The following is a 24,289-nucleotide window of genomic DNA, read 5'->3' on the forward strand; positions in this document are numbered from 1 at the left end:
GCATGTGGTTCGACTCCTGGTCTGACATCGTCCGGATCCTCGCCGTCGGGGCGGCGGCCTACCTCGCGCTCGTGGTCCTGCTCCGGGTGTCCGGCAAGCGGACGCTGGCCAAGCTGAACGCCTTCGACTGGGTGGTCAGCGTGGCCTTCGGCTCAACCCTGGCGACCATCCTGCTCAGCAGCGACGTCTCCTGGAGCGAGGGAGCTGTCGCCCTGGTCCTGCTCGCCGCCCTCCAGTTCGTCGTCGCGCGGACGACGACCTGGCTGCCGGGTGGCCGCAGCGTGGTCACCGCCCGTCCGACCCTCCTGCTGGAGGACGGCCGCCCCGTCCCCGAAGCGCTCGACCGGCAGCGGATCCCCATGAGCGAGCTGCGCCAGGCCATCCGCGCCACCGGCTCCGGCGACCTGTCCTCGGTGGCCGCCGTCGTCCTGGAGACCGACGGTTCCCTGAGCGTCATCTCCACCCAGCAGGCCGGGAACCGGTCGGCCCTCGAAGGCGTCACCGGAGCAACCGAGCGCAGGAGATGACCCAACGTGGGCGGCCGCCCCGGCAGGGGACACTCAACCGCCGCCCAGTCGGCGACGTCAGCGGTGCCCCACCGGGGCCGCCCGGAGCAAGACGGTTCATCTCCCCCTCGGCCGGGGGCACTGGACTCGGACGACTGACCATGCCCACGCTGGCCGGACGGTCGCCTACATGTACATCTCGCAGCAGCACAACCGGTGGCCGCGGACGTTGCCGCGCATCGCGGCGCGCCTCCGTCAGGTCCTCGACCTGCCCGAGCTCACCGTGAGCACGCGACGGGACTACCTGGCCATCTCCTGGATCGGTGGCCCGCCGGCCGAAGCGGTGTACGCCGAACTCCGGCAGCGGCTGAGGGGCGTCGTTGCCTACCGGGCGGTGCGGCTGTACCCGGTCGCCGTCTTCGGCGCCGCGCTGCTCACCGGCTGCCAGCTGCCCTTCCACGACCAGCACTTCCGGGCCACCTGGCAGATGCTGAGCCGTCGCGATCTGCGCGCCGAGCCGTTCGACGACCGTCTCACGGCCCAGGGAGCGGTGCTGGCCGGCATCGCCGGTGCGCCGCGCACCGCGGTGGTCGGCTGGGGACGGCGGCGGCGGGACTGGGACATGTGGGAGTCGCTGCAGCGGCTCGGCGACCCGAGCCTCCTCGAGACCATCTGCGCCCCCGCCGAGTCCTGACACCCGCCCCGCGTCGGAGAGGAAAGCGTCGCGGACGCGGGGGACACCAGCGATGCGCCCGCAGCCGGTCCCGACCCGCTCGCCTGCACCGCCTGCCGGATCCAGAACCGGCCATCCGAGCAGCCGATCGCCGTGCCGCCGCCCGACGAACCCTGGCTGACCTGAACGCAGAGAGCCCCCCGCCGCACCGGCGGGGGGCTCTCTGCCTACGCGAACGCCCTGGCGAGCGCCGCGGTCCGGCATTCGTGGGCAGGCGCCGTCAGCCCGCCGCCTCCTCCTCGACCCGCGACCAGCCCAGCAGCTGCGCCCGCTCCCCGAAGTAGACGACCTCGGCCACGTCGACGATGCCGGTCAGCGTGGTCGCCAACTCCACGCTGCTACCCACCGGCATCGTCCCCAGCGTGCTCCTGGTCGACGCGGTGACCCGGACGTCGCCGGCCGCGGTGGCGATACGCAGCCAGGAGTTGCGGTACGTGCCGCTGTAGCCGTCGCCGATCGCGGCGACCGTCCCCCGGACGCGCACCCGGGCGCGCTGGGTGGCGGCCGCGTGCAACCGCGCGCGAGACTTGATCATCGGCAGCTCTCGGGCGGACATGGACCTTCCTTCCAGATCCCGGGATGGCCCCGGCTGCCTGGCAAGGTGACGAGCCCTGCTGCGAGCGCAATCGGCTCCCCACGCTGCCGGGCCGGCCAGCTCATTGCAGTCACCACCGTCCGCGCCGACGGTGCGGGCAATGACCTCTACGCCCCCCGCCATGTGCATGCCCGTGCCAACCACCGACCCGGGCGAGCACCTCACCGTGGCCGATCAGTTCCTGACCCTGGTCGAACGGACCCGGACCGCTGTCCAGGGCGCGCTCGCTGCCGACGTCGCCGCACTCGCCCGCCGAGCCGAAACCGGGCTCGCCCAGCCCTCCGACGACGCCAACAGCGTCGACACAAGTGACGCCGCCGTCTCGCCGACCCAGCTGGAGCAGCTGGTCAGCGGCCTCCTCGGCGCCCGCAACGTCGCCTGGGCCCCGGTGAGGATCGTCGGCTGAGCCGAAGGAGATCTCCCATCCGCTGAACCTGCTGACCGACGAGTTCCCGTCCACCCGGGTTAGCGGCTGTCCCAGCACAGAGGCGATGCGAAGTCGATTGCGGCGTGAAGGACGGCGCGCACGGTGGTCCGCGGCCGGGGCTAGCCCGGGAGATCTCACGGAGGAACCAGTGAACCGCAGCACCGACCCGCTCATCACCGACCTGCTCGCCGGCAGGCTGCCCGACCGACCCTGTGACGCCATCGAGCTCCGGGTGAGCGCGCAGAGCGCGAAGGAGCTCAAGGACAACGTCGATGCCGCCAGCCCCAAGCTGGGCTTCCATCCGGCCGTCGCCTACCTCAAGACCCTCGACCTCGAGGCCCTCCTCCTGGACAAGTCGGCCACCGGGGAGCAGTTCCGCCGGCGCATCGGGCTGATCCCGATCCGGCGCGCCAACGCCCACCCGTACGCGCTAGAGCCGAACCGCCTGATGGGCTGGGCCCTGCCGCTCCCGGCGCACGCCACGGTCATCCTCATGCTGTTCGACAGCGCCGCCGACCCCACCGTGCACAACCCGGACGAGCCGCTGCCCGGCAACGCCGTCAGCGCGCTGCTGTCCCATGTGTGCCGCATCGACCAGATCCACCGGCTCTACGTCGCCGAATGGGACCGCTGGGTGCGGGCGCCGCACTTCGGCGCCGCCGTCCGGGCCGCCGCGCAGCTGGGCGGTGTCGACATCTTCGAGGGCGCTGAGCGCATCGACATCACCTCGACCGAGGGCACGATGTTCGCCGGCATGAAGGACGGGCACGCATCCGGCGAGCGCAACAACATCCGCAAGCGCACCACACGCGCCGTCCTCACCAAGCTGCTGGCGGACCGGATCGAGTGGCCCTACGCGAAGGTGCTGCTCTTCCCCGGGTACGACCTCGCCTACGACCGGCAGCGCGGGGACAACGGGAAGGTCCATCGCACTCGCTACCTGCAGTCGGCGACCGGGCAGCACGCCGACGGCTGGCAGGCCTGGGCCGAGGTCGTCGCCGACGGTGGCACCTTTCTCGCCGCCGGCCGGGAGCTCGCCGCCCACCAGGTGCCCGTCCGCGGCACCCGGCACGTCAACCCCGACGGCAGCGTCAAGACCTACGACCAGCTCACCGACGAGCAGCTCGAGCGGGCCTCCCGCACCCTCGCCGCGCACGTGCGGCTGCTGCGCACGCGCAAGTACGAGGTCAACAAGGGCGTGCCCATCCCCATCCGGCGCGACCAGGACTTCGAGGGCTTCGCCGTCGACCACGACGACCGCGGCCCCAAGCGGTACGGCGGGATCCACCGGATCGTCGACCTGCCGGGGCACTGCATCGACCTCACCGACGAGCAGTGGGACGCCTGGGAACGCCGCATCCACGGTCGCACGCCCCGCGACACCCGCACCGACGGGCCGCGCGCTCCGTTCGCCGACGTCCGCCAGCAGTGGTTCGTCACGGCCACCGGCGAGCGCCGCGAGGCCGGCGACCCGGACTGGACGCACAACCTGCGGATCGTCGCCAACGGCGACAGCTACGAGCTGTTCCGCCGCACCCGCGAGCAGGCCCACAACGACCGCGGCGAGCTGCGCGGGTGGATCAGCCGGGAGGGCGAGCACCTGTACTCGGCCCGCCGGTGCGACCTCGACGGCGCGTACGCCCGCGCCGGCATCGCCCGGGCCGTCGCGCACATCGGCGAGTTCGAGCCGGTCGTCGTCGACTCCCGGCCGCTGCCCGACCCGGTCGAGCAGGAGCGACTCCGCACCGAGCGGCTCGCCGAGCTGGAGGACCTCATCATCGCTGCCACCGACGACGTCGACGACGCCGAGCTGGTGCACGAGCGGGCGCGCACCACGACCTCGCCGCCGGCCCCGGCACCACCCTCAGCGAGGCACCCCCTCCCGCCGCGCCCGGTGCCCGGCCTCGGCCGCTGCTCACCATCGGAGAGGCCGCCTACCTGCAGGTCAGCACCTCCGCGCTGCGCGACTGGAGCAACGACGGCCTGGTCCCGTGCGAGCAGCGGCCGCGCCGGTACGACCGGCGCGTGCTCGACGGTCCTGACGTCCAGGCGCTGGTCCGGCGCTACCACGCCACCTACGGCCAGCGCACCGCCGACGACGACCGGCTCACGCTCCCCCAGGTCATCGAGCGCCTCGGCGTCCCGGAGCACTACGTGCGCGCGTTCCTCGTCGACACCGGCAGGCTGGCCGCCGGCCGCGGCGGCTCCCGCGGCAACACGCTGCTGTTCCAGGTGGCCGACGTCGACGCGGTTCCCGAGGAGTGGCGCGACCGGCACGCCGCCGACCTGATCGGCATCGGTGCCGCGGCGCAGCGCCTCGGGATGTCCGTCCCGCAGCTGCGCACTGCAGCGGCCGCCGGCCGCGTCCCGTCGCTACTCACCGACGGGGGCACGCGCCGCTTCCGCCCGATCGACCTCGCCCTGCTTCTGGCGGTCGCACGCGAGGCCGCCCACGCGACCGACGGGGACGCCGCGCGGCCATCCGAGGCGGCGTAGCCGCAGCTGCGGCCTCCCGCCGCTCCAGAAACGATGCCGGAGGCCGTCCCGAGTCACCTCGGGACGGCCTCCGCAGTGTTCAGCACGGCGTCAGAGGAAGTCGTGCAGCTCCTCGGGGACCGCCTCGAGCGCGGCACCGGTCACCAGGGTCAGCGCCTGCACCCAGGCCTCGAGAACGGCCCAGTCGTTGCCGTCGGCGCTCGCTCGCAGGGCCTCGGCGACCGAGCCGAGGACCTGGGCGGCCTCGCCCAGATCGTGCTTGCGGGACGGTCGGACGGTGGGTCTGTGGCGGCTCGCCCACACGGACGTGGCCGCCCGACCACACTGACGGTGCCGGACGCCGCTGTTGACCTGCAGGTTTCATGACCTCGACTTCTACGCTCTGTATCAACGTCAAGGGGCGGCGCTACGCGCCGCTCGCCGCCTCCGGCGGCACGAGGAGGCCGTGGCCCTGTCTGCCGTGAATCGGGCGGCCTACCGGGATCCGGAGCTGATGTCCCGGTCCGTGATGGCTACTCGGGGACGAGTGCACGGGCTGCGGGTGGCGGCACGGTGCGGCTGCGGCGCCGCCAGCGGCACCGTCCCCGCCGGCGGGTCGCCGGCCGGGCCCGTGGAGGCTCCCGTGTTCTTCATCCCCGTCGACACCCGCGGTGCGCATGTCATGGTCTGCGACGAGATCTGCCTCAGCGCCGTGCGCGACCACCTGCCCGTCGAGGAGACCCTGGCGCTCTTGACGACGCTGGTGTGCGCGACCTGCTACGCGTGTTCGCTGACCGTGGAGGGGACGCACTGCCCCTGCGCGAAGCTCGAGGTCAGCTGCTCGGCCCCGTCGTGGTTGCTCGGTCGGGAGGCCCCGGCCGCGCTGAACACGATCTACGAGGCCGTAGGCCCGACGGTGCTCACGGACACCGACTGGGACCAGCTGCTGGGCTGGGCGGAGCAGGTGTGGAGCGGTGGGCTGGTGGGCCTGATGTGGGTCCGTGAGCAGCAGCCGGAGACGGGCCGGTGAGCAGGGGGTTGTGACCGGGAAGCCGGCGCGGACGGTCCGCGCCGGTGGACGAGAGCCACCCCGCGGGACATGCGGGGGGCCGTCCCCTGCGCCGCGCGACCCCAGGGGGTCCCGTGTCACAACCCATCCACGCCACGACCGAGCCGGCCCGGCGCAGCGTCGACCCGGCACACCGCCGTCGGGACCTGCAACGGTTGCTCAGCTCATGGTGGACCGTCAGCGCGCGCCTGATCGCCGTCCAGGCGCACCGCGGTGCTGATGAAGCCGACGACCTGACAGATGCCATCCGGGCCATCGAGGAGGCGCTGGACTCGCGGCACCCGCTGATGTGGGAGGCCGTACAGACCGACCTGCTGCTGGCGATGCTCAACGCCGAGCACACCGGCGACAGGTCGACGTCATCATCCGGCTGCCTGGTCTGCCGCCGGCTGGCCGACGGCCTGCCGGACGGCGTCCGGCAGCTGATCGGCCTGGGGCACGCTCGATGACCGCCATCCCGGTGCAGCGGGGTCGTCGCATCGACCCCGTCACGGTGACCGACGACGCCGTGGAGATCTCGCACCTCCGAGTCACCCACCCCGAGACGGTCGCCATCGCCCGGCGCGAGCTCGCCGAGCACGGGTCGGCCGCGCTGGCCGACACCATCGCGGGCGCCGTCGTCGTCGGCATGGTGGCCACCGGGCTGCGGCGCGGCACCGGTGACACCACCGCCGCGATGCAGCGGGTCCTCGCCGGCTTCGACGAGGCGGTGCAGAACCGCGCCGCGGCCACCGTCGCCCAGCTCGACGGACTGCTCAGCCGGGTCGACACCACCGAGCAGGCCGCCCGCGAGGCGGTCGCGGCGACGCTGGCCCAGCTCCCCGCTCAGGTGGAGCGCGGGCTGAGCACGGCACTGGCCGGTGGCGCCGACGACGTCCGTGAGGCCGTCCGACAGGCCACCGTCACGGCACAGGCCGAGGCGGTCACCGCCCTCGAGCGGGTGGTGGCGCTGCACAGCGACCAGGTGCGCGCGGTGATCTCCACGGAGAACCCGAGCTCACCCATCGCTGCGCTCAAGAATGACCTGTCCGCTCAGGTGCAGGACGCCAGGCGTGAACTGACGGAGGGCATCGCCACGCTGCGCGCCCTGGTGCAGGCCCAGCAGGCCAGCCAGGCTGCAACGACCAGGACCTCCGCCGCCATCGGGAAGGACTGGGAGGACAGCACCGCGCTGGCCGTGGCCGGCTGGGCACAGGCGACGGGCGACCTGGTCGAACACGTCGGGACGCGGCCGGCTCCGGGCACCTCGCGTCGGATCGGCGACGTCCTGGTCAAGATCATGTCGGCCAGCCAGCCGGTGCTGATCATCGAGTGCAAGCACCGGCAGCGGCGGGCGAGCATGCGGGCCTTCCGCGAGGAGCTCGCCGAGGCCCGACGGGTCCGCGGCGCGCACGCGGCCCTGGCCGTCGTCCCGACCGCGGACGACGTGCCCGGGCCGGCCGACAGCGCATGGGCCCGGGTGGACACGTCCAGCTGGGTCGTGGCGGCCTCGGATCCCGGCGTCATGGCCCTGGTCCTCGGCGTCGTCCGAGAGCTCACCATCCTGGCCGCCGCACAGACCAGCGCGGACCCCGCCATCGACGTCGGCCGCGCCCGGACCGCCGTCGGGCACCTGCTCGACCTGCTGGCCCGCTTCGAGGACGTCAGCAAGCACGTGTCCACTGCGGAGAAGGCGCTGACCAACGTCCGGGCGACGGCCGACGGTCTGAAGGCAGCCCTGGCGGCCCAAATCCAGGACGCCCACCGCGCGCTCACCGACGGCGCGCAGCTGCAGTAGCACCACTGGGGGGAGGAGCACGACGCTCCTCCCCCCAGCTCATGTCCGTCAGTCGCCTGCGCAGCGGCCAGTCCAGCTCAGCTGAAGCGGAAGGTCGGGAAGTAGTCCCGCCGGTCGAAGTCGTACCCGGTTGTCGGCACCGGCACGGTGTTCCACTGGTGACCGAGCATGAGGGCCGCCGACGCCGGCGCGTTCATGAACAGGTGCACATGATCGGCGCGGCGGGCGGCGCAGCGCACCGCGTCCCGCGCGCTGCGCGCCCAGGCGGTCAGCCAGGCGTTGGACGGCACCGCCTTCCCCCCAGGGCCGGTGTCCGGCCCCAGGGTGAGCAGCGTCTTCACAGGCAGCTGCTGCTCCTTGACGTAGAGGTGGACGTCCTCGGTGGGGTCGTTGGACAAGGCGATCACGACCGCGAGGCCCTCGCCCTGGTCGATGGGCTCCTCGGCCAGGACGGCGGCGGTGATCCCGGGCGCCGGGTCGGCGTCGGTCGTCCAGATCTCCCCGCGCTGGTCGACGGCGAGGACCCACCTGCGGATGTCGGCGAGCTCGTAGCCGACCGCGAAGTGAGTGGACAGCCGCAGCGCGCCGGTGACCAGCACACGCCGGGTCCGGTACATCTCCAGCGAGGTGCGGGCCCGCTTGAGGTCGGCGGGGAAGGTGCTGGTCCACGCGGCCGGGTCAGCGGCCCGGTAGCGGCTCCGGTCGTCCTCGCCGGGGAACTGGTCGAGCCAGTCGATGGTCACGTGTGCCGTGTCCGGCGAGGTGGGACGGTCGATGGCGTGCACGGCGAGGATGACCTGCGCGAAGGAGGCCAGGAGGTTGTTCTCGTCGATGGCCTGGCGCAGCTGGTCGGGGGTCTGCGGGCCGCCGCCGGTCTTGACCAGCCCGCGGATGATCGCGATGCCGATCTCGACGGCCTCGTCGTCGTCGCGGAGTCCGGCGAGCTTCATCAGCGGCTTGGCGATCTCCCGGACGGACTCCTCGGCTCCTGCCTGTTCCCACCGCACGACGGTGAGGAACTCCAGCAGCTCGTCGACGTCGATGTCCAGGTGCGTCGCCCAGGCGTCCCGCGCCTTGCCGAGGTCGCTGCGCGAGGTCGCCTGGCGCACCTCGTCGACGCGGATGTGGCAGTCGAAGTTGTTGCGTGCCGGGCCGATCAGGGCGTGGCCGTTGTCGAAGGCGCGGTTGGTCAGCAGCGTCAGCTCGAACGGGCGTCCGCGCTCGGTCAGCTCCTTCCACGTGCGGTGGAAGTGCTGCAGGGGGCTCTGCCCCTTCTCGGTCGCCGGCGTGGTGAGCCACTTCTCGTCGATGGCGACGTCGCCGGCGTTGGAGCTCTTCACCTGGAAGTACCGGTCCGGGTGGGCGTCCGTGCGGCGGACGGCGACGTCGTCGAACTGGCCGGCGCCGGCGTCTTCGATGCTGACCGACGCGATGCCGGCGTCGTTGAGCGCGCGGCAGGCCTCCACCCAGGCCACCGCGTACTGGTAGTCGTCGCCGCGGACGGCGGCGCCGCGGGCGGGTGGCTTCACGCGCCGACTTCCTGGGGCGTGCCGGCCGGGCGGGTCAGCAGGCTGGTCAACGGGCTTCCTCCGGATGGGTCAGGGCCTCGGCGGCCTCCGCCTCGAGGCTGGCGGTGGTGTCGTCGGTGACGGTGGGGCTGGCGGAGAACAGCTGGACCGGGCTGACGGCGGGAACCGGCCACGGCTCCCGGACGGCGGTCAGCCCGTGGACCGCAACCGATCGGTCCGCGCGGTAGGCGAGGACGATCAGCGCGACCGGCGCGGTGGTCAGCCGGGCGGTGGCGGTCAGGGCCCGGATGTCGATGCGGCTCGGCGGGCAGTCGGCCGGATGGGTGTGCCACTCGCCGACGTAGCCGATCCCCGGCGTCTCGTTGATGCCGGCGGCGGCCATCTGGGCCTGGGCGCGCCGGCGGTGCCGGCGGTAGGTGTGTCGGCTGCTGCGGGGATCGGGCACCGTGAGCGCCCGGGTGACCACGACCAGATCCGGGGTGCGGAAGCCCAGCAGGATGCCGCCGGTCTCCTGCGGGAGGGCGGCCAGCCCGTCGGTGGTCGCTGCATCCAGCGCGGTGCCGGTGATGAGGATGCCGACGGGCGTCATCGCTGTACCGCCTCGGGGTGGAGCCGCCGTTCCTCGCCGGCGGGCACAGACTCCGGGTTCAACAGCAGGGCCACGGTGTGCCGGGCGACGATGGCGGCGGCCTCCCAGGCGGCTGCCGGCGGGGTGGTGCTCACCGGGCTGCCGCAGCCGGCCTCGTACACGGTGGGCGCCGGAGGGGGCAGATGCGGGGCCGGGAGGGTGATCTGCCCGTCGGGTTCGGGCGTGCGGTCGACGCGGACGGCGTAGCCGTCGGCGAGGACGTACACCGACAGCAGGTGCCCGGCTCCGGCGCGGGCGGCCGCGGTCAGCAGCGCGGTCGCGGTGGAGTCGGCGGTGGCATCGACGACGGCGTCGAAGGCGGCCAGCACCTCGATGGCGCGCAGCGGCGTGTCCACCTCGTCGACGGTGAACGTGACCTGGCCCAAGTGCGGGCGGGTGGCGTGCAGTGCCTCGGCGACCGCAGCGGCCTTCGGCCGGCCGACCGCGGCGTCCCCGAGCAGATGCCGGGTGGTGTTGCCAGGCAGCACCCGGTCCGCGTCGATGAGGTGCAGGTGCCCGACGCCCCCGCGGTGCAGCAGGTCAGCGACGACCGAGCCGATCGCGCCGACGCCGACGATGGCGACCTTCCGGGTCCCGAGCTGCTCGGCGCCGAGCCCGGCGCGGATCTGGCGGGTCGCCAGGTCGTCGGGGGCGGCGCGCATCGCCCGCAGCTGCACCTCGCCGTCGGGGTGGGCACTCAGCTCGAGGGCCAGCGCCGCGGGCAGGCCGCGTCGGGTGTAGGTCATCAGCACCCGGGTCAGGCCGTCCTGCTGAGCCAGGGTCAACCGCTGGGCGCGGTCGGCGCCGACGGCGGCGCGCAGGTCGTCCCAGTGCCGGATCGGGCCGGCGAGTTCCCCGGCGGCCAGGATGAGGACGGCGTCACCGCCCCACCGGTGGCGGCGCCGCCGGGAGCCGCTGCGGACCTGGCTGGCCGGGCGGCCCAGGCGCAGCACACCGTGGCGCTTGCCCTGCAGCCGCAGGACCTCCCCGTCCCGGTCGTGCAGGGGGCCGTAGAGGACCACCCGCTGGTCGACCGCCGGGTACAGGTACCGCTCGAGGTCCAGCGCCGGGGCGTCGTCCGGCCAGCCGGCCGCGTCAGCGGCCAGCCAGGCCCGGGCCTGCTCCAGCAGCACCGCCCCGTCAGCCCAGCGCAGCCGGGCGTGATCGGCCTCGTCGAACAGGCACATCGCCAGGTCCAGGTCGCGGTGCCAGCCGCGGCCGGGCTCGTAGTAGTCCTCACCGAACGTCCGACCGGTGACCATCTCGGCCCAGGCCTGCGAGCCGGGGTGGACCTTCGGCGGCGCGAACGGGAACGCGTCGGGGACCGCGATGCCGACGGCGGTCATGCGCACCGACCCGTCCTCGCCGCCGACCGGGCGGAAGGTCAGGACGCCGCACCAGCCCTCACCGGAGTCCACGGCGTCGTCGCAGCGCCGGAACCCCTCTCGGGCCAGCGCGTCGGCCATCTCCTCTCGGGCCTCGGCCGCGGCCAGGTGCAGCGACTCGCCTGCAGCGGCGCGGCGGTCGATCTGTGCGACGCCGTCCTGGTCGGGCTGGCTCACCCGAAGCGGCGGGTGGCCGGCACCAGCGGGTCCCCGGCGGTGACCGACGCGAACCGCTTTGCGGTGCCGTCGGCGTTGCAGGTCGCGGGCATCGGGAAGACGAAGTCGGTGTCGCCGACGTCGTCGACGGCCTTGCCGAGCAGGTCGCAGAAGGTCTTGGCGGCGGCGCACTTGTCGGTGCTGCGCAGCGCCTGCTCGGCCTGCGTGGCAGCGTCGAGGAACGCTGTGGCCAGAGCCGTCTTGTCCTCGTCGGACCCGCGGACTACGACCTTCTCACCGGGCAGGGTGGGGTCGTCGAGGCCCCAGCCGAGGACGAAGGCGTTGTAGAGGACGTTGCCGGTCTGGCGGAGGGCGGTGGCGTAGAAGTCGGCGCGGGTCGGGCCGGTGACCAGGCCGGTGTTGAAGGCGTGCAGCGCGGCGATCTCGACGGTCAGCCCGCCGGGCTTGCGGTTCTTCAGCAGGCTGCGGCGGGTCTGCCTGAGCAGCTTCACCGTCGGCACGTAGTACCCGTCGAAGTGGTCGGCGTCGTTCAGCTCGTTGGTCAGCTCGGTCAGCCGGTCGGGGTTGGTCGCCTGCCAGCCCTGCTGGTGGTCCTTCTCCTCGCGCTTGGGCAGCTGCCAGGCCTTGACGTCGTAGGGCGACGTCCACGGCCGGGCGGGCACGGCATCGACGTACAGGCCGTCGTACTCGGGGAAGCCCACCTGCAGGCTGCGGGCCTGCCGGTGCACCCGCACGTCGCCGTCGACGGTGGGGAACGCCTTGCGCAGCACGCGCTCGAACTGCGCGAGGACGGTGCCGGGGAGCACGTCGCCGCCCAGGTCGGTCAGCCGGCTGAAGACGTCGACGTCCTTCATCCGCCGGATGCTGACGTGGCGCTTGTAGCTGCCGATCAGGATGGGGTCGAAGCCCCAGTCGGCGATCGTCGGGTCGGCCGCGAGCGCGGCGCTGACCTCGGCGTGGGCCTTCGGCGCGTTGTCCTTGTCGGCCGTGGTCGGCTCGATGTTGCTCAAGGCGGCTTCGAACTGCGTGGTGAGCTCGGGCATGTCACTCCTGTGTTCCGGCCACCGGGGGCAGAGGTGGCTCTCTGCTTCCAGTTGACCACGCAGGGGTGACAGGAACGGGAGTCTCACGACCCCGGAGCCGTCACACAGGCGTCACACCGACCGTGCCGCGCGGTTCCGTCGGGTGCTGAGGTCACCGCAGCGGGCGGTCACCCGAGCAACGGGATCCGGCGTCCCCGCAGCGTCCTATCATGGTCATGACCTGCGAGAACGCCGGTCGCCGCCCTACCGCAGGAGACTCCGTGCGATCACCATGCGCTGGATCTGGTTGGTGCCCTCGTAGATCTGGGTGATCTTGGCGTCGCGCATCATGCGCTCGACCGGGAAGTCCTGCGTGTAGCCGGCGCCGCCGAAGAGCTGGACGGCGTCGGTGGTGACCTGCATGGCGACGTCCGAGGCGAAGGCCTTGGCCGAGGCCGAGACCCGGGTGACGTCGGGGCGGCCCTGCTCACCGGCGGCCGCGGCGACGTAGACGAGGTGCCGCGCCGCCTCGATCCTCATCTCCATGTCGGCGAGCATGAACTGCACGCCCTGGAACTCGCTGATCGCCCTGCCGAACTGGCGGCGCTCCCTGACGTAGGCCACCGAGGCGTCGAGCGCGCCCTGGGCGATGCCGACGGCCTGCGCGCCGATGGTCGGCCGGGTGAAGTCCAGCGTCCGCAGCGCGGTCTTGAAGCCGGTGCCGGGCTCGCCGATGATCCGGTCGGCCGGGATGGTGCAGTCGGTGAGGTAGAGCTCGCAGGTGGGCGACCCCTTGATGCCCATCTTGCGCTCCTTGGGGCCGACGGCGAAGCCGGGGTCGTCCCGGTGGACGGCGAAGGCGGAGATGCCGTTGGCGCCCTTCTCCGGATCGGTGACGGCCATGACCGTGTACCACTCGGAGACGCCGGAGTTGGTGATCCAGGCCTTGGTGCCGTTGAGCACCCAGCTGTCGCCGTCGAGCCGGGCGCGGGTCCTCATCGCGGCGGCGTCGGAGCCGGCCTCCCGCTCGGAGAGCCCGTAGCTGATCATCGCGTCGCCGGCGGCGATCGGCCGCAGCACCCGCTGCTTGAGGTCCTCGGACGCCGAGAGGATCACCGGCATCGAGCCGAGCTTGTTGACCGCGGGGATCAGCGAGGCGCTCGCGTCGACCCGGGCGACCTCCTCGATGACGATGCAGGTCGCGATCGCGTCCGCGCCCTCTCCCCCGTAGGCCTCGGGGATGTGGGTGGCGTGGAAGCCGGCGGCGGTGAGGGCCTTCTGCGCCTCGATCGGGTAGCGCGAGTCGGCGTCGACCTCGGCGGCGTACGGGGCGATCTCCTGCTCGGCGATGTCGCGGACCGCCTCGCGGATCGCCTCGTGCTCCTCGGTCAGGGTGTAGAGCCCCGCAGCGTTGTTACCCACGAGTACAGATCGTAGGACGCCCCGTCGTCAGGAGGAAGCAAGCCGCTCCTGCAGCGTGGCGTCCCGGGCGACGACGGACTCGGCCAGGTCGCTCTGGAACCGCTCGACGGCGGCCCGCAGGTCCGGGTCGGAGGCGGCGAGGATCCGCACGGCGAGCAGCCCGGCGTTGCGGCCGCCGCCGATGGAGACCGTCGCGACCGGCACGCCGGCGGGCATCTGCACGATCGACAGCAGGCTGTCCAGCCCGTCGAGGCGGTCCAGCGGCCGGGGGACGCCGATGACCGGCAGCGGCGTGGCCGCCGCGACCATCCCGGGCAGGTGCGCCGCTCCCCCGGCGCCGGCGATGACCACCCGCAGACCGCGGCCGGCGGCGCTCTCGGCGTACTCGAGCATCCGGCGCGGGGTGCGGTGCGCGGAGACGACGTGCGCCTCGTACGGGACGCCGAACTCGGTCAGCGCCGCCGCGGCGGGCTCCATCACCGGCCAGTCGGAGTCGCTGCCCATGACGATGCCGACGATCGGGTCCACGCGGGCTCCTCGCTGCTCGGTCGGGTCGGTGCGCTCTCGGGTCGGTGCGCTCTCGGGTCAGTGCTCGGTCGGGAAGGCGAACGCCGGGTCGACCTCGCCGTCGGCCAGGTAGCGGGCTGCAGCGGTGGCCCGGGCGCGCACCTCGCCGAGGTCGGTGCCCAGCGCCGTCACGTGGCCGAGCTTGCGTCCGGGGCGCTGCCCCTTGCCGTACCAGTGCAGCTTGACGTCGGGCCAGTGCGCCATGAGGTGGTGCACCCGCTCGTCGAGGCCGGGGCCGGTCCAGCCCTCCTCCGCGGCGCGCCCACCGAGCACGTTGGCCATCACCACGACCGGTGCGGCCATCGCCGTGGCACCCAGCGGGTAGTCGAGGACGGCACGCAGGTGCTGCTCGAACTGGCTGGTCCGCGAGCCCTCGATCGTCCAGTGCCCGGAGTTGTGCGGCCGCATGGCGAGCTCGTTGACCAGGACGCCGTCCGCCGTCTCGAACAGCTCGACGGCGAGCACCCCCACGACACCGACCCGGTCGGCCACCCGCACCGCGAGCTCCTGCGCGGCGGTCGCGGTGTCCTCGTCCAGCCCGGGCGCCGGGGCGAGCACCTCGGTGTTGATGCCGTCGCGCTGCACGGTCTCGACCACGGGCCAGACGGCGACCTGACCGAAGGGCGAGCGGGCGACCAGCGCGGACAGCTCCCTGACCATCGGGACCCGCTGCTCGGCCAGCAGGACGTCGTACCGGGCGAGGAGCTCCCGGGCGTCGTCCGGACCGTCGACGACGAACACCCCGCGCCCGTCGTAGCCGCCGCGCGGCGCCTTGAGGACCACCGGCCAGCCGTGCCGGTCGCCGAAGGCCGCGACCTCGTCGACGGAGCGGACCTCGGCCCAGGCCGGCTGCGGCTCGCCCGCAGCAGCTAGCGCGCGGCGCAGGACCAGCTTGTCCTGCGCGTGCACCAGCGCGTCGGGGCCGGGCGCGACCCGGTGACCGGCCGCCTCCAGCGCGCGCAGGTGCTCGGTGGGGACGTGCTCGTGGTCGAAGGTGACGACGGTGGCGCCCTCGGCGAGCGCGAGCAGGGCGTCGAGGTCCCGGTGGTCGCCGAGGCGGACGTCGGCGGCCACGAGGGCGGCCGACTCGTCCGGGCCGGTGGAGAGGACCCGCAGCGACTGGCCGAGCGCGACGGCCGCCTGGTGCGTCATCCGGGCCAGCTGGCCACCGCCGACCATGGCGACGACGGGCAGTCCGGTGCGCGGGTCGACGGAGGGGGCCACGGGTCCCCAGCCTAGGGCGTGTCCCCGGGGCACCCGCCGGGCTCAGCCCAGCGCGGCCAGCGAGCGGCCGATGCGGCCGCCCACGTCGGCGGCCACGGCCGGTGTCAGGTGGACGCCGTCCGGCGACGCGCCCGGGGGGAACGCGCCGCCGGCGTCGACCTCCGTCCACGGGTCGAGGTAGGTCCAGCCGCTGCGGCCGGCCAGGTCCGCGAGCGCGGCGTTGAAGCCGTTGCGCGCCGCGGGGAGGGGGTCGTAGGGCGCGATGGCGACCACCACCACGGTCGGCGCGCCGGCCGTCGCGACGACGCCCTCGATGTCGGCGGCCGACTCCTCCCACGGCAGCCCCTGGGCCAGGTCGTTGGTGCCGGCCATCACGACGAGCACGTCGGCGGTCCAGTCGGTGGCCTCGACCCCGGCCAGCATGTCCGCCGTCGTGGCCCCTGGCACGGCCCAGCCGGCCACGAGCTCCACGCCGCTCTCCTGCTCGGCGGCCGGCAGCCAGGAGGCATCCCCCTGGACCCGGTCCCCCACGAGCGGTTGCGACGGGTCGGTGGCGCCCGCGGTGATGGAGTCGCCGACCGCGACGAAGGTGCGCGGCGCGGCCGTGTCCGCCGTCGCGGGTGCCGGGCTGCCGGGCACCGCGGAGGTCGCGGTCCGGGGCGGCGCGTCGTCCGCCGCCGGGCCGCAGCCGGCGACGGAGGCCAGCACGACGGCGGCCACCGCCGTCCGCACGGGAGCCCGTCGAGGGAGGAGTCGAGCCACGGCACGAGTCTGGGCCACCAGGTCGTGATGTCCGAGGAGGCTGCTCGACGGCGCCGTCAGGCGCTGAGCGACCGCTGCGCCGGCACGGGGACGGCCGGCTCCTTCGGTGGGACGTCGGCGCTGCGCCCGGCCAGCAGGGCCGCCGTGGCCGGCGTCAGGGGCCGGCCACCCCGGACGGCGGGGATCGGCGTCCGTGCCGGCGCCACCTGCGCCGCAGCTGCGGCCGGCCCGCGCGCCGGGAGGAGCCGGCGGAGCCCCGTGCGAGCCGGCTCTTCGACGAACCGGTGGGCCAGGTGTGCGAGGACGAACGTGGAGAGGAGCAGCGGGGCGAGCAGCAGGGCCCACAGCGAGGTGCCGGCAGCGATCTTCGGCCACCACCCCATGAGGGTCCAGAACACCTCGAACACCGGGATGTGCACCAGGTAGAGGCCGAAGGAGATCCGGCCGCCGTGCACCACGGGCTCCCGGGACAGCAGGGCGCTCAGGCCGGTGCGGGAGAGGGCGAGCGCGCCGACGAGCAGCGGGAAGAAGAGGACGACGATCCCGCCGAACGCGGAGTGGTCGTCGTCGATCCCCCGCCAGTCGCCCCACCACAGGCCGATGGCGATGGCGCCGACGCCGGCCAGGGCCCAGGTGGCTGCGAGCTTCTCCACACGCGGCGTCCGGCGCACCCGCCGGACGACCAGGCAGGTCAGGGCGCCGGCCAGGAACGCCGCGCCGATGCGCAGCAGCCAGGACCAGGCGATCACCGGCCCGCCCTGGACGTAGGTGGTGTAGCTCAGCGGCACCATCAGCAGGACGGCGGTGGCGCCGAGCACCACCAGCGGCGCGTTGCGGACGCGCCAGAGCAGCAGCGCGACCAGCGGAAAGGCGACGTAGGCCAGCCACTCGGCGCTGATCGACCAGGCCGAGCCCATCCACGACTCGCCACCCGAGACGGGGTGCCACCACAGCTGGACCATCGTGAACTGGAGGAGGAAGTTCCCGGCGTCGAGCACCGGCTGCTGGACCTGGTAGGCGACGACGCCGTCGGTCACCCGGGTGGCCTTGAACAGCAGCCAGCCGCCGTAGACGACGGTGACCAGTGCGTACACCGGCCAGATCCGGCACACCCGGGCCCACAGGAACGTCCCCGCCTCGCGCACGCAGGGCTTGCTGCCGACGCGCTCGAGGTAGGTCAGCGTGATCACGAAGCCGCTGAGGACGAAGAACAGGTCCACGCCGGTGGCGCCGGCGCGGATGACCGGCCGGAGCGGCTCCCAGTAGCCGTCGTAGCCCAGGCCGGGGGTGAACTGGAAGTGGTAGACGACCACCCAGACGGCCGCGACCGCTCGCAGCCCGGTCAGCGCCCGGATCTCCCCCGAGCCGACCGACTGCTCACCGCCTGCTCGGATGGTCTGAGCTGCTCTGGACACGCGGATCTCCTCGCTGCGGTGGTCGATCACAGGGCGCTCATGTCCCGTGACAGAACGGTAGTGATCGACGCGGCCGTGTTGAGTCGACGACACGACAGAGATCCCGGGCCCGTACGGCCACTTCTGACGAAGTCGGCGTGGCCGGCCCGGCCGCTGGGCGCGCCACCTCGTGGGGAGGTCTGCCCGGCTGCCACGCCGGGGGCGCGGCCCGGCCGCGGCTCCCCGCAGGTCGGCCGGTGCCCGAACGCGTACCCTGGCGCCTCGTGACTGCCGTTACCGCACGTGTGCAGCGCCGCAGCCGCTCCCCCTGGGCCGTCGTCCGTCACCTGGGTGCGTTCGGCGTCGTCGGGGGGATCGGCTTCGTGATCGAGGTCGGGCTCTTCCAGCTGCTCTACGGGCACCTGGGCAGCGGCGCGGTCGCCGCGAAGGCGGTGGCGACGGTCGTGGCGATGACCGTCGCCTTCTTCGGCCACAGGCACTGGTCGTTCGCCCACCGGGCCCGCACCGGGTTCAAGCGCGAGTACCCCATGTTCCTCGCGATCAACGGCCTGACGCTGCTGCTGGGCCTGGCGATCGTCGCCTTCGCCCGTTACGGCCTCGATCTGACCAGCGCGTGGGCGCTGCAGGGCGCCAACCTGATCTCCATCGCCGTGGGCACCGTCGTGCGCTACCTGATGTACCGGCAGTGGGTGTTCCCGGCCGCCGAGCGCTCCGCCTGATCCCCGCGCGATCCCGCTGACGCGCCCGTCGGGACCAGCGTCCGGGCATCAGCCACGCACGCCGGCGGCCTGCCCCTCCCCGACAGCGAGGCGGGCGCTCTCGGGCAGGTTCGGCGCCACCGCGGTCCGCGGCTGCAGCGGCGCGGCCGGGGACCAGGAACGACCGGAGGCGACGTGCCGCGGCGTCAGCAGTCGTGAGGTCGCGGGACCCTCGCCGGTCACCACCGGCTGCGACGGCTCGGCCGCCGGGGCCGTCTCGACGACGCGCCGACCGCCCCAGAGGCGGACCAGCCGACGCCGGACCGGTTCCTCGACACCGTGGTGGAGCCCGGCCGCGAGCACGAAGCAGAGGGCGACGAGGACGGGGGTGACGAGCGCACCGCCGGGCGACAGGGCGCCCGCACCGTCGGGGTCGCGGTTGATCACGGCCATGCCGATGTCCCGCACGACCCAGTGGACGAGGTACAGGCAGTAGGAGACCCGGCCGCCGTAGACCATGGCGTCCCGCGACAGGAACCGTGCCGGTCCGCCGTCGCCCAGCGCGAGGCCGGCGATGAGCATCGGCCAGACGGCGACCGCGACGGCCGCGTACTTGCCGAACTCCGGGCCCGTTGCGAGGTCCTGACCGGTGCGCCAGTTGGCCCAGAGCAGGACGACGCCCGTGGTCACCAGAGCAGCGGTGGTGAGCCGCCGGCCCCACCGTTCCGCCCCCTCGGCGCCCTCCAGCCGAGCGACGGCGCAGGAGGCGAGGATGCCGGCGACGAAGCTGCAGGCGATGCGCAGCACCCAGTTCATCTCGATGTCGTCGGTACCGTGCAGGAACGACGTCAGCGCGAGCGGGGACATCGCCGCCGTCGCGAGGACCAGCGCCAGCGCGGGGTGGACGCGCAGCATCGGGCGCAGCGCGAGCGCGAGCAGCGGGAACGCGAGGTAGGCGAGCCACTCGGCGCTGATCGACCAGCCTGGCGGGACGTAGCTGACGTCGACGAGCGAGGACTCGCCCCACATCTGTGTCATCGTCACCTGGCGCAGCAGGACCGAGATGTCCAGCGGCGGGTGCGGGCTGACGACGTGCGGGTCCAGCCCCAACCGCGGAGAGACCACCAGCCACGCGCAGGCGACCACCGTCACCGCCATCCACGCCGGCCACACCCGGGCGAAGCGGTTGGCCACGAACCGGCCCGCACCCGCCGTCGACCAGCGGCGGCCGCACTCGTCGAGGTAGCTGCGGGCGATGACGAAGCCGCTGAGCACGAAGAACAGCTCGACGCCGATCCACCCGGCGCTGACGACCGCGTGCACGACCGGCAGCTGGTCGACGTAGGGCATGAGCTCGCCCTCGAAGTGGAAGAGGACCACCCACGCCGCGGCGACGATCCGCAGCCCCGTGAGGGCCCGGATCTCGGACCGCGACCGCTGCACGGTGGGCGTGGAAGGGCGGCGGGTCGGGGATGCGCTCGACTCGGCGGACATCGACGTCTCCCGGGGGCTGCGGGCGGGGAGCGCTCCGTGGGACGGACCGTTCCTGCGGACTCCCCGGACGCTAGTCACCCTCCGCACACACTTCTTCACTCGAAAGCCACTGAATCTCGGCGGCGCTGAGGCAGGACCTGACAGTGGCCGGACACTCCCGTCACACCAGTCCCGGTGGCCCCGCCCGCCTCGGCCCGGGGCACCCCGGTCAGCCGGCCAGGCGGGACCCGTGCCGGCCGGCGACGACCTCCAGCCGGGTGGGGATGCGGATGCGCAGCTCCTCGAGGTGGCTGATGACGCCGACCGTCCGGCCACCCCGCCGCAGTTCGTCGAGCACGTTCATGACCGCGTCGAGGGCCAGCGCGTCGAGCGTGCCGAACCCCTCGTCGACGAACAACGTGTCCATCTGGATACCGCCGGCCTCGGCGGTGACGACGTCGGCGAGGCCGAGGGCCAGCGCCAGCGACGCCATGAAGCTCTCCCCGCCGGAGAGGGTCTTCGTGGGCCGCCGGGTACCGGTGTACTCGTCGAAGACGTCCAGGCCCAGCCCTCCCCGGGCGCCGTGCCGGGCCTGCGCGTCGCTGTGCAGGAACGTGTACCGGCCCCCGGACATCTCCTGCAGCCGCCGGCTGGCGACCTCGGCGACCTGCTCGAGGCGGGCGGCCAGCACGAAGGACTGCAGCCGCATCCGCAGCGTGTTGGCGCCGCGGCCGTTGACCAGGTCGGCCAGGCCGGCGACCCGCCCCGCCCAGGCCCGGCGCTCGGCGTGCTCCACCTCGGCGGAGACCACCTCGCCGGCCAGCGTGTCGAGCGCGCCGGCGCAGCGCCTCGCCTGCTCGAGCGCGGCGACCGCCTCCTCCCGGCGGGCGGTCAGCTGCGCACAGCGCTGCTGCAGCGCGGCGATGTCGGGCCGCGGGGGCAGGTCGGTGAGGTCGGGGTCGGCGAGGGTGGCGGCGACGACCGACCGGGCCTCGTCGTGCTCCCGGAGCCGCCGCTCCAGGCGGGTCAGCTCCCCCGCGTCGAGCAGGGCGCCCGCGGCGTCGAGCAGGTCGGCGAACCCGGCGGCCGTGGCACGCTCCCCCGCGGTCTCCCGGGCGGTGGCGGCGGCCGTGCGGGCGCGCAGCTCCTCGGCCTCGGCGGCCAGCACCGCCTCGCAGCGCTCCGCGGCCCCGGTCAGCCGGCGGACCCGCGCCGGCAGGTCGGCGTCCTCCCCGCGGGCCGCGTCGAGCCGCGCGGTCAGCTCGGTCAACACCTCGGCGCGGCCTTCCCGCTCAGCGGTGCGCCGCTGCAGCTCCTCGCGGTCGGCGGCGAGCTGCGCCGCCGCGGCGTCGCGGCCGGCCTCCCGGGCGGCCAGTGCCCGGCGGGTGGCCTCGGCGCCCTCGGCGAGGGCAGCCACCTCGTCCCGCTCGGCACGGGCCTGCTCGGCGCGTGCGGCCAGCTCGGCCGCCGGCAGCTCCCCGGCCCGCTCGCGGAGGACGGCGAGCTCGCGTTCCCGCTCCTCGACGGTCCGGCGGGCGGCGGCGGTGCGCTCCTCGGCCGCGTCGACGACCACCCGCGCCCGCTCCTCGTCGTCGGCGGAGACGCGCGCGCCGGCGTGCGTGGCCGGCCGCGGGTGCTCGGTGGCGCCGCACACGGGGCAGTCGGCGCCAGGTGCCAGGCCCGCCGCGAGCTCGGCGGCCATCCCGTCCAGGCGAGCCGCGCGCACCTCGACGAGGGTCTCGCGGGCGTCGACCCACGCGGTGCGCGCGGCCTCCGCGGTCTCCCGGGCGGCGGCCAGTCCGGCGGCGACCCGCTCGGCGTGGGTGGCGGCGTCCAGGGCCGTGCGGGCCGCATCGGCGGCGGCGGCCAGGCCCGGCAGCCGGGCGGCAGCGGCCGCGGCGGCGTCGAGCCGGCGCTGCGCCTCGGCGACGCGGGCGGGCCAGGCCGCCGCGCTGCGCGCGCCCTCCTCGCAGCGGGCGGTGAGCGCCTCGACGTCCCGGTCCAGCCGGCTGAGTTCGCGGGCCGAGGCGGCGGCCCGCTCGGCCTCGGGCACCAGTGCGCCGGCCGCCGCGGCCCGGTCACGCAGCTCGCGGGCCAGCAGCGTGTCGGCGTCCCTGCCGTCGGCGACGCCCGCCCAGGCGGCTCGCGCCGACTCCAGGGCGGCGGACGCGGACTCGGCGGCCGGCGCGGTCCGACGGACGGTCTCCAGCACGTCGCGCAGCGCCTCGGCCCGGCGTCCGGCGTCGGCCCGGACCCGGAGCGGGCCCAGCTGCTCCTCCTCGGCGGTGAGCCGGGCCAGCTCCTGGCGGGCACGGTCGCGCCGGGCGTGCCGGTCGGCGAGCGCGCGGGCCGCGGCCAGCTCACCGTCCAGGCGGGAGCTCTCCGCGGCCGCCGCCCCGGCCGCCGCAGTCGCGGTGGTGAGGTCGCCGGCGGCCCGGGCGCGCACGCCGGCGACCCACGCGTCCACCGAGGCGCCGGGCTGGGCACCGACCAGCTCGGGCGCCAGCTCCTCGGGCACGTCGACGTCGGCGATCTGCGCGACCCGGTGCAGCAGGGTGCTGATCCTGTGCCGGTCGGCGCGCAGCGACTCCTCCGCGGCACGCCGCTCGCCGGCCAGCCAGTCCTCCGCGCCGGCGAAGCGGCCCACGTCGAAGAGGGTGCGCAGCAGCTTGGCGCGGTCCTCCGGCTCGGCGCGCAGGAAGCGGGCGAAGTCGCCCTGCGGCAGCAGCACCACCTGGCAGAACTGCTCGGCGGACAGGCCCAGCCGCACCCGCAGGTACTCCGAGCCCTCGTCGATGCGCGTGCTCACCGGCTGCCACGTGGCGTCGTCCCACCGTTGCACGGTGAGCCTGGCCTGCTCGGTCGTCTCGCCGGTGCCGCGCTTCTTCGGGCGGGTCTGCTCGGGCCGGCGGACGACGAGCAACCGCTCGCCGGCGAGGGTCAGCTCGCAGGAGACCTCGGTGCGCGTGGCGGCGTCGGCGTGGTCGCTGCGCAGCCGCTTCTCGTCGCCGCGCGCGCCCGGGACGGTGCCGTAGAGCGCGTAGACCACGGCGTCGAGCAGCGTCGTCTTGCCCGCACCCGTGGGACCCCACAGCAGGAAGAGCCCGTCGCGGGCGACGGCGTCGACGTCGACGGTCTCGGTGCCGGCGAAGGGCCCGAACGCGGTGAGCGACAGGGAGTGCAGCCTCACCGGGCGAGCTCCTCGCGGGCCGCGGCGCCCAGGGCCCGGACCAGCAGCTCGCGCTCGGCGTCGCTCAACCCGACGCCGTTGCGGACGTGGGTGACGAACTCGCCGGCCACCTCGAGGTCGCTGCGCCCGCGCAGCCGCTCCTGGTAGCTGCGCCCGTCTCCCCCGCCGGCGCCGCCGGTCCACTCCAGGTGCACGCAGTGCGGGAAACGCGCCTGCAGCTGCCGCATCGGGTCCGCGGGGCGGACGTCGTCGGTCAGCCGGGCGGAGACGAAGTGCTCCTCGACGCCCGCGTGGGCCGGGTCGGCGAGCAGCTCGTCGAGGGTGCCCGTGAGCACGGTCAGCCGGCGCGGGGTGGGCAGCGTCAGCGCGCGCACGCCGGCCAGCCCGGTGGCGTCGAGGTCGACCAGCCACACCTGCTTCTCCTGCCCGGCCTCGCCGAAGGAGTACGCCAGCGGGGAGCCGCTGTAGCGCAGTCGCCCGGTGATCGTCTGCGGCCGGTGCAGGTGTCCCAACGCGACGTAGTCGACCCCGTCGAACACCGGCGCGGGCACCAGGTCGACGCCACCGACGCAGATGTCACGCTCGCTGTCGCTGGGCACCCCGCCGCCGACGAAGGCGTGCGCCAGCACGACCGACCGGGCGCCGGGGCGCAGGAACAGGTCGCGGCGCACCCGCTCCATCGCCTCGGTCAGCACCGCCTCGTGCGAGCGGGCGCCCGGGAGGCCGAGCTCGTGCCGGGCGATCTCCGGCTCCAGGTAGGGCAGCCCGTAGACGGCGACCTCGCCGTGCTCGTCACGCAGCAGGACCGGCTCGTCGAGCCCGGCGGTGGCGGCACGCACGTGCAGACCGGCCGTCGACAGCAGGGTCGAGAAGGTGCCGAGGCGGCGTGCGGAGTCGTGGTTGCCCGGCGTCAGGACGACGACCGCCCCGGCGCGCAGCAGCCGGCCGACCACCCGGTCGAGCACGCCCGTCGCGTCGGCGGAGGGCACCGCGCGGTCGTAGACGTCACCGGCGACCACCACGACGTCGACCGACTCGGCGACGACGACGTCGGCCAGCCCGGAGAGCACCTCCTCCTGCTCGCGCAACAGGTCGGCACCGTGCAGTGAGCGGCCGATGTGCCAGTCCGAGGTGTGCAGCAGCCGCATGGGCGCAGAAGGTAGGTCGGGGTACCGACAGGAACGGCCCGCCACGCCGTGACGGGCCGGTCACACC

General features: G+C 74.3%; 23 protein-coding genes. 9 read left to right on the forward strand and 14 right to left on the reverse strand.

Going from position 1 to position 24,289, the window contains the following annotated elements; all coding sequences use genetic code 11:
* Positions 1-2 precede the first annotated feature (2 nt).
* Entirely contained in the window at positions 3-527 is a 525-nt protein-coding gene (locus ACWIX3_RS00305; protein WP_448610110.1) for a DUF421 domain-containing protein, read from the forward strand.
* Positions 528-696: 169 nt separating this feature from the next.
* Entirely contained in the window at positions 697-1,200 is a 504-nt protein-coding gene (locus tag ACWIX3_RS00310; protein ID WP_448610111.1) for a hypothetical protein, read from the forward strand.
* Between the two features lie 259 nt (positions 1,201-1,459).
* Here ACWIX3_RS00310 and ACWIX3_RS00315 read toward each other — a convergent pair whose 3' ends face one another.
* Positions 1,460-1,795 carry a hypothetical protein gene (locus ACWIX3_RS00315; protein ID WP_448610112.1) on the reverse strand — a complete coding sequence of 112 codons (336 nt, stop codon included), beginning with the start codon at positions 1,793-1,795 and terminating at the stop codon, positions 1,460-1,462.
* Between the two features lie 172 nt (positions 1,796-1,967).
* Here ACWIX3_RS00315 and ACWIX3_RS00320 point away from each other — a divergent pair, with 172 nt between their 5' ends.
* The 3 genes from ACWIX3_RS00320 (at position 1,968) to ACWIX3_RS00330 (ending at position 4,757) form a co-directional block, all read left to right on the forward strand.
* Positions 1,968-2,240, forward strand: coding sequence for a hypothetical protein (locus tag ACWIX3_RS00320; RefSeq protein ID WP_448610113.1), 273 nt, complete (start codon positions 1,968-1,970; stop codon positions 2,238-2,240).
* A gap of 169 nt (positions 2,241-2,409) precedes the next feature.
* Positions 2,410-4,551 carry a hypothetical protein gene (locus ACWIX3_RS00325; protein WP_448610114.1) on the forward strand — a complete coding sequence of 714 codons (2,142 nt, stop codon included), beginning with the start codon at positions 2,410-2,412 and terminating at the stop codon, positions 4,549-4,551.
* Complete coding sequence (locus ACWIX3_RS00330) at positions 4,494-4,757, forward strand: hypothetical protein (RefSeq protein ID WP_448610115.1); 264 nt, start codon at positions 4,494-4,496, stop codon at positions 4,755-4,757. Before ACWIX3_RS00325 ends, ACWIX3_RS00330 begins: the two co-directional genes overlap by 58 nt.
* A gap of 90 nt (positions 4,758-4,847) precedes the next feature.
* Here ACWIX3_RS00330 and ACWIX3_RS00335 read toward each other — a convergent pair whose 3' ends face one another.
* Entirely contained in the window at positions 4,848-5,060 is a 213-nt protein-coding gene (locus tag ACWIX3_RS00335; RefSeq protein WP_448610116.1) for a hypothetical protein, read from the reverse strand.
* 319 nt (positions 5,061-5,379) lie between these two features.
* Between ACWIX3_RS00335 and ACWIX3_RS00340 the strand changes: the two genes are divergently transcribed.
* The 3 genes from ACWIX3_RS00340 to ACWIX3_RS00350 all read left to right on the forward strand — a co-directional run bounded on the left by ACWIX3_RS00340 (position 5,380) and on the right by ACWIX3_RS00350 (position 7,582).
* Positions 5,380-5,766, forward strand: a complete 387-nt coding sequence (locus tag ACWIX3_RS00340) for a hypothetical protein (protein WP_448610117.1) — start codon at positions 5,380-5,382, stop codon at positions 5,764-5,766.
* A 113-nt stretch (positions 5,767-5,879) separates the two neighbouring features.
* Complete coding sequence (locus ACWIX3_RS00345; RefSeq protein WP_448610118.1) at positions 5,880-6,254, forward strand: hypothetical protein; 375 nt, start codon at positions 5,880-5,882, stop codon at positions 6,252-6,254.
* A complete protein-coding gene (locus tag ACWIX3_RS00350) occupies positions 6,251-7,582 on the forward strand; it encodes a hypothetical protein (protein ID WP_448610119.1) in 1,332 nt (443 codons plus the stop codon). The genes ACWIX3_RS00345 and ACWIX3_RS00350 overlap by 4 nt, the downstream gene beginning before the upstream one ends.
* A 77-nt stretch (positions 7,583-7,659) precedes the next feature.
* Here the strand turns inward: ACWIX3_RS00350 and ACWIX3_RS00355 are convergent, their stop codons facing one another.
* The 9 genes from ACWIX3_RS00355 to ACWIX3_RS00395 all read right to left on the reverse strand — a co-directional run bounded on the left by ACWIX3_RS00355 (position 7,660) and on the right by ACWIX3_RS00395 (position 17,713).
* The gene (locus ACWIX3_RS00355; protein ID WP_448610120.1) at positions 7,660-9,111 is read right to left on the reverse strand and encodes an SAVED domain-containing protein; all 1,452 of its coding nucleotides are present in this window, start codon (positions 9,109-9,111) and stop codon (positions 7,660-7,662) included.
* A gap of 46 nt (positions 9,112-9,157) precedes the next feature.
* Complete coding sequence (locus ACWIX3_RS00360; RefSeq protein ID WP_448610121.1) at positions 9,158-9,700, reverse strand: Mov34/MPN/PAD-1 family protein; 543 nt, start codon at positions 9,698-9,700, stop codon at positions 9,158-9,160.
* Positions 9,697-11,301 carry a ThiF family adenylyltransferase gene (locus tag ACWIX3_RS00365; RefSeq protein ID WP_448610122.1) on the reverse strand — a complete coding sequence of 535 codons (1,605 nt, stop codon included), beginning with the start codon at positions 11,299-11,301 and terminating at the stop codon, positions 9,697-9,699. Before ACWIX3_RS00365 ends, ACWIX3_RS00360 begins: the two co-directional genes overlap by 4 nt.
* Complete coding sequence (locus tag ACWIX3_RS00370) at positions 11,298-12,344, reverse strand: SMODS domain-containing nucleotidyltransferase (RefSeq protein ID WP_448610123.1); 1,047 nt, start codon at positions 12,342-12,344, stop codon at positions 11,298-11,300. Before ACWIX3_RS00370 ends, ACWIX3_RS00365 begins: the two co-directional genes overlap by 4 nt.
* Before the next feature lie 243 nt (positions 12,345-12,587).
* The gene (locus ACWIX3_RS00375; RefSeq protein WP_448610124.1) at positions 12,588-13,745 is read right to left on the reverse strand and encodes an acyl-CoA dehydrogenase family protein; all 1,158 of its coding nucleotides are present in this window, start codon (positions 13,743-13,745) and stop codon (positions 12,588-12,590) included.
* A 27-nt stretch (positions 13,746-13,772) separates the two neighbouring features.
* Complete coding sequence (gene purE / locus ACWIX3_RS00380; RefSeq protein WP_448610125.1) at positions 13,773-14,273, reverse strand: 5-(carboxyamino)imidazole ribonucleotide mutase; 501 nt, start codon at positions 14,271-14,273, stop codon at positions 13,773-13,775.
* A gap of 57 nt (positions 14,274-14,330) precedes the next feature.
* Positions 14,331-15,536 carry a 5-(carboxyamino)imidazole ribonucleotide synthase gene (locus tag ACWIX3_RS00385; protein ID WP_448610126.1) on the reverse strand — a complete coding sequence of 402 codons (1,206 nt, stop codon included), beginning with the start codon at positions 15,534-15,536 and terminating at the stop codon, positions 14,331-14,333.
* A 42-nt stretch (positions 15,537-15,578) separates the two neighbouring features.
* Positions 15,579-16,298: an SGNH/GDSL hydrolase family protein gene (locus tag ACWIX3_RS00390; RefSeq protein WP_448610127.1), complete on the reverse strand. Its 720-nt coding sequence runs from the start codon at positions 16,296-16,298 to the stop codon at positions 15,579-15,581.
* 56 nt (positions 16,299-16,354) lie between these two features.
* Positions 16,355-17,713, reverse strand: a complete 1,359-nt coding sequence (locus ACWIX3_RS00395) for an acyltransferase family protein (protein WP_448610128.1) — start codon at positions 17,711-17,713, stop codon at positions 16,355-16,357.
* Between the two features lie 263 nt (positions 17,714-17,976).
* Here ACWIX3_RS00395 and ACWIX3_RS00400 point away from each other — a divergent pair, with 263 nt between their 5' ends.
* A complete protein-coding gene (locus tag ACWIX3_RS00400) occupies positions 17,977-18,432 on the forward strand; it encodes a GtrA family protein (protein WP_448610129.1) in 456 nt (151 codons plus the stop codon).
* A 48-nt stretch (positions 18,433-18,480) separates the two neighbouring features.
* Here ACWIX3_RS00400 and ACWIX3_RS00405 read toward each other — a convergent pair whose 3' ends face one another.
* The 3 genes from ACWIX3_RS00405 to ACWIX3_RS00415 form a co-directional block, all read right to left on the reverse strand.
* Positions 18,481-19,905, reverse strand: a complete 1,425-nt coding sequence (locus ACWIX3_RS00405; protein WP_448610130.1) for an acyltransferase family protein — start codon at positions 19,903-19,905, stop codon at positions 18,481-18,483.
* Positions 19,906-20,113: 208 nt separating this feature from the next.
* On the reverse strand, positions 20,114-23,074 hold the full coding sequence (locus ACWIX3_RS00410; protein ID WP_448610131.1) for an AAA family ATPase: 2,961 nt from the start codon (positions 23,072-23,074) through the stop codon (positions 20,114-20,116).
* On the reverse strand, positions 23,071-24,222 hold the full coding sequence (locus ACWIX3_RS00415; protein ID WP_448610132.1) for an exonuclease SbcCD subunit D: 1,152 nt from the start codon (positions 24,220-24,222) through the stop codon (positions 23,071-23,073). Before ACWIX3_RS00415 ends, ACWIX3_RS00410 begins: the two co-directional genes overlap by 4 nt.
* Positions 24,223-24,289: the final 67 nt, after the last annotated feature.

The sequence above is a fragment of the Geodermatophilus sp. URMC 60 genome (genome assembly GCF_053502585.1).

Excerpts from the sequence above, each read along its gene's own strand:
- ACWIX3_RS00415 (WP_448610132.1), bottom strand. The coding sequence starts at position 24,222 with ATGCGGCTGCTGCACACCTCGGACTGGCACATCGGCCGCTCACTGCAC.
- ACWIX3_RS00360 (WP_448610121.1), bottom strand. The coding sequence starts at position 9,700 with ATGACGCCCGTCGGCATCCTCATCACCGGCACCGCGCTGGATGCAGCG.
- ACWIX3_RS00350 (WP_448610119.1), top strand. The coding sequence starts at position 6,251 with ATGACCGCCATCCCGGTGCAGCGGGGTCGTCGCATCGACCCCGTCACG.
- ACWIX3_RS00370 (WP_448610123.1), bottom strand. The coding sequence starts at position 12,344 with ATGCCCGAGCTCACCACGCAGTTCGAAGCCGCCTTGAGCAACATCGAG.
- ACWIX3_RS00405 (WP_448610130.1), bottom strand. The coding sequence starts at position 19,905 with ATGTCCGCCGAGTCGAGCGCATCCCCGACCCGCCGCCCTTCCACGCCC.
- ACWIX3_RS00310 (WP_448610111.1), top strand. The coding sequence starts at position 697 with ATGTACATCTCGCAGCAGCACAACCGGTGGCCGCGGACGTTGCCGCGC.
- ACWIX3_RS00315 (WP_448610112.1), bottom strand. The coding sequence starts at position 1,795 with ATGTCCGCCCGAGAGCTGCCGATGATCAAGTCTCGCGCGCGGTTGCAC.
- ACWIX3_RS00305 (WP_448610110.1), top strand. The coding sequence starts at position 3 with ATGTGGTTCGACTCCTGGTCTGACATCGTCCGGATCCTCGCCGTCGGG.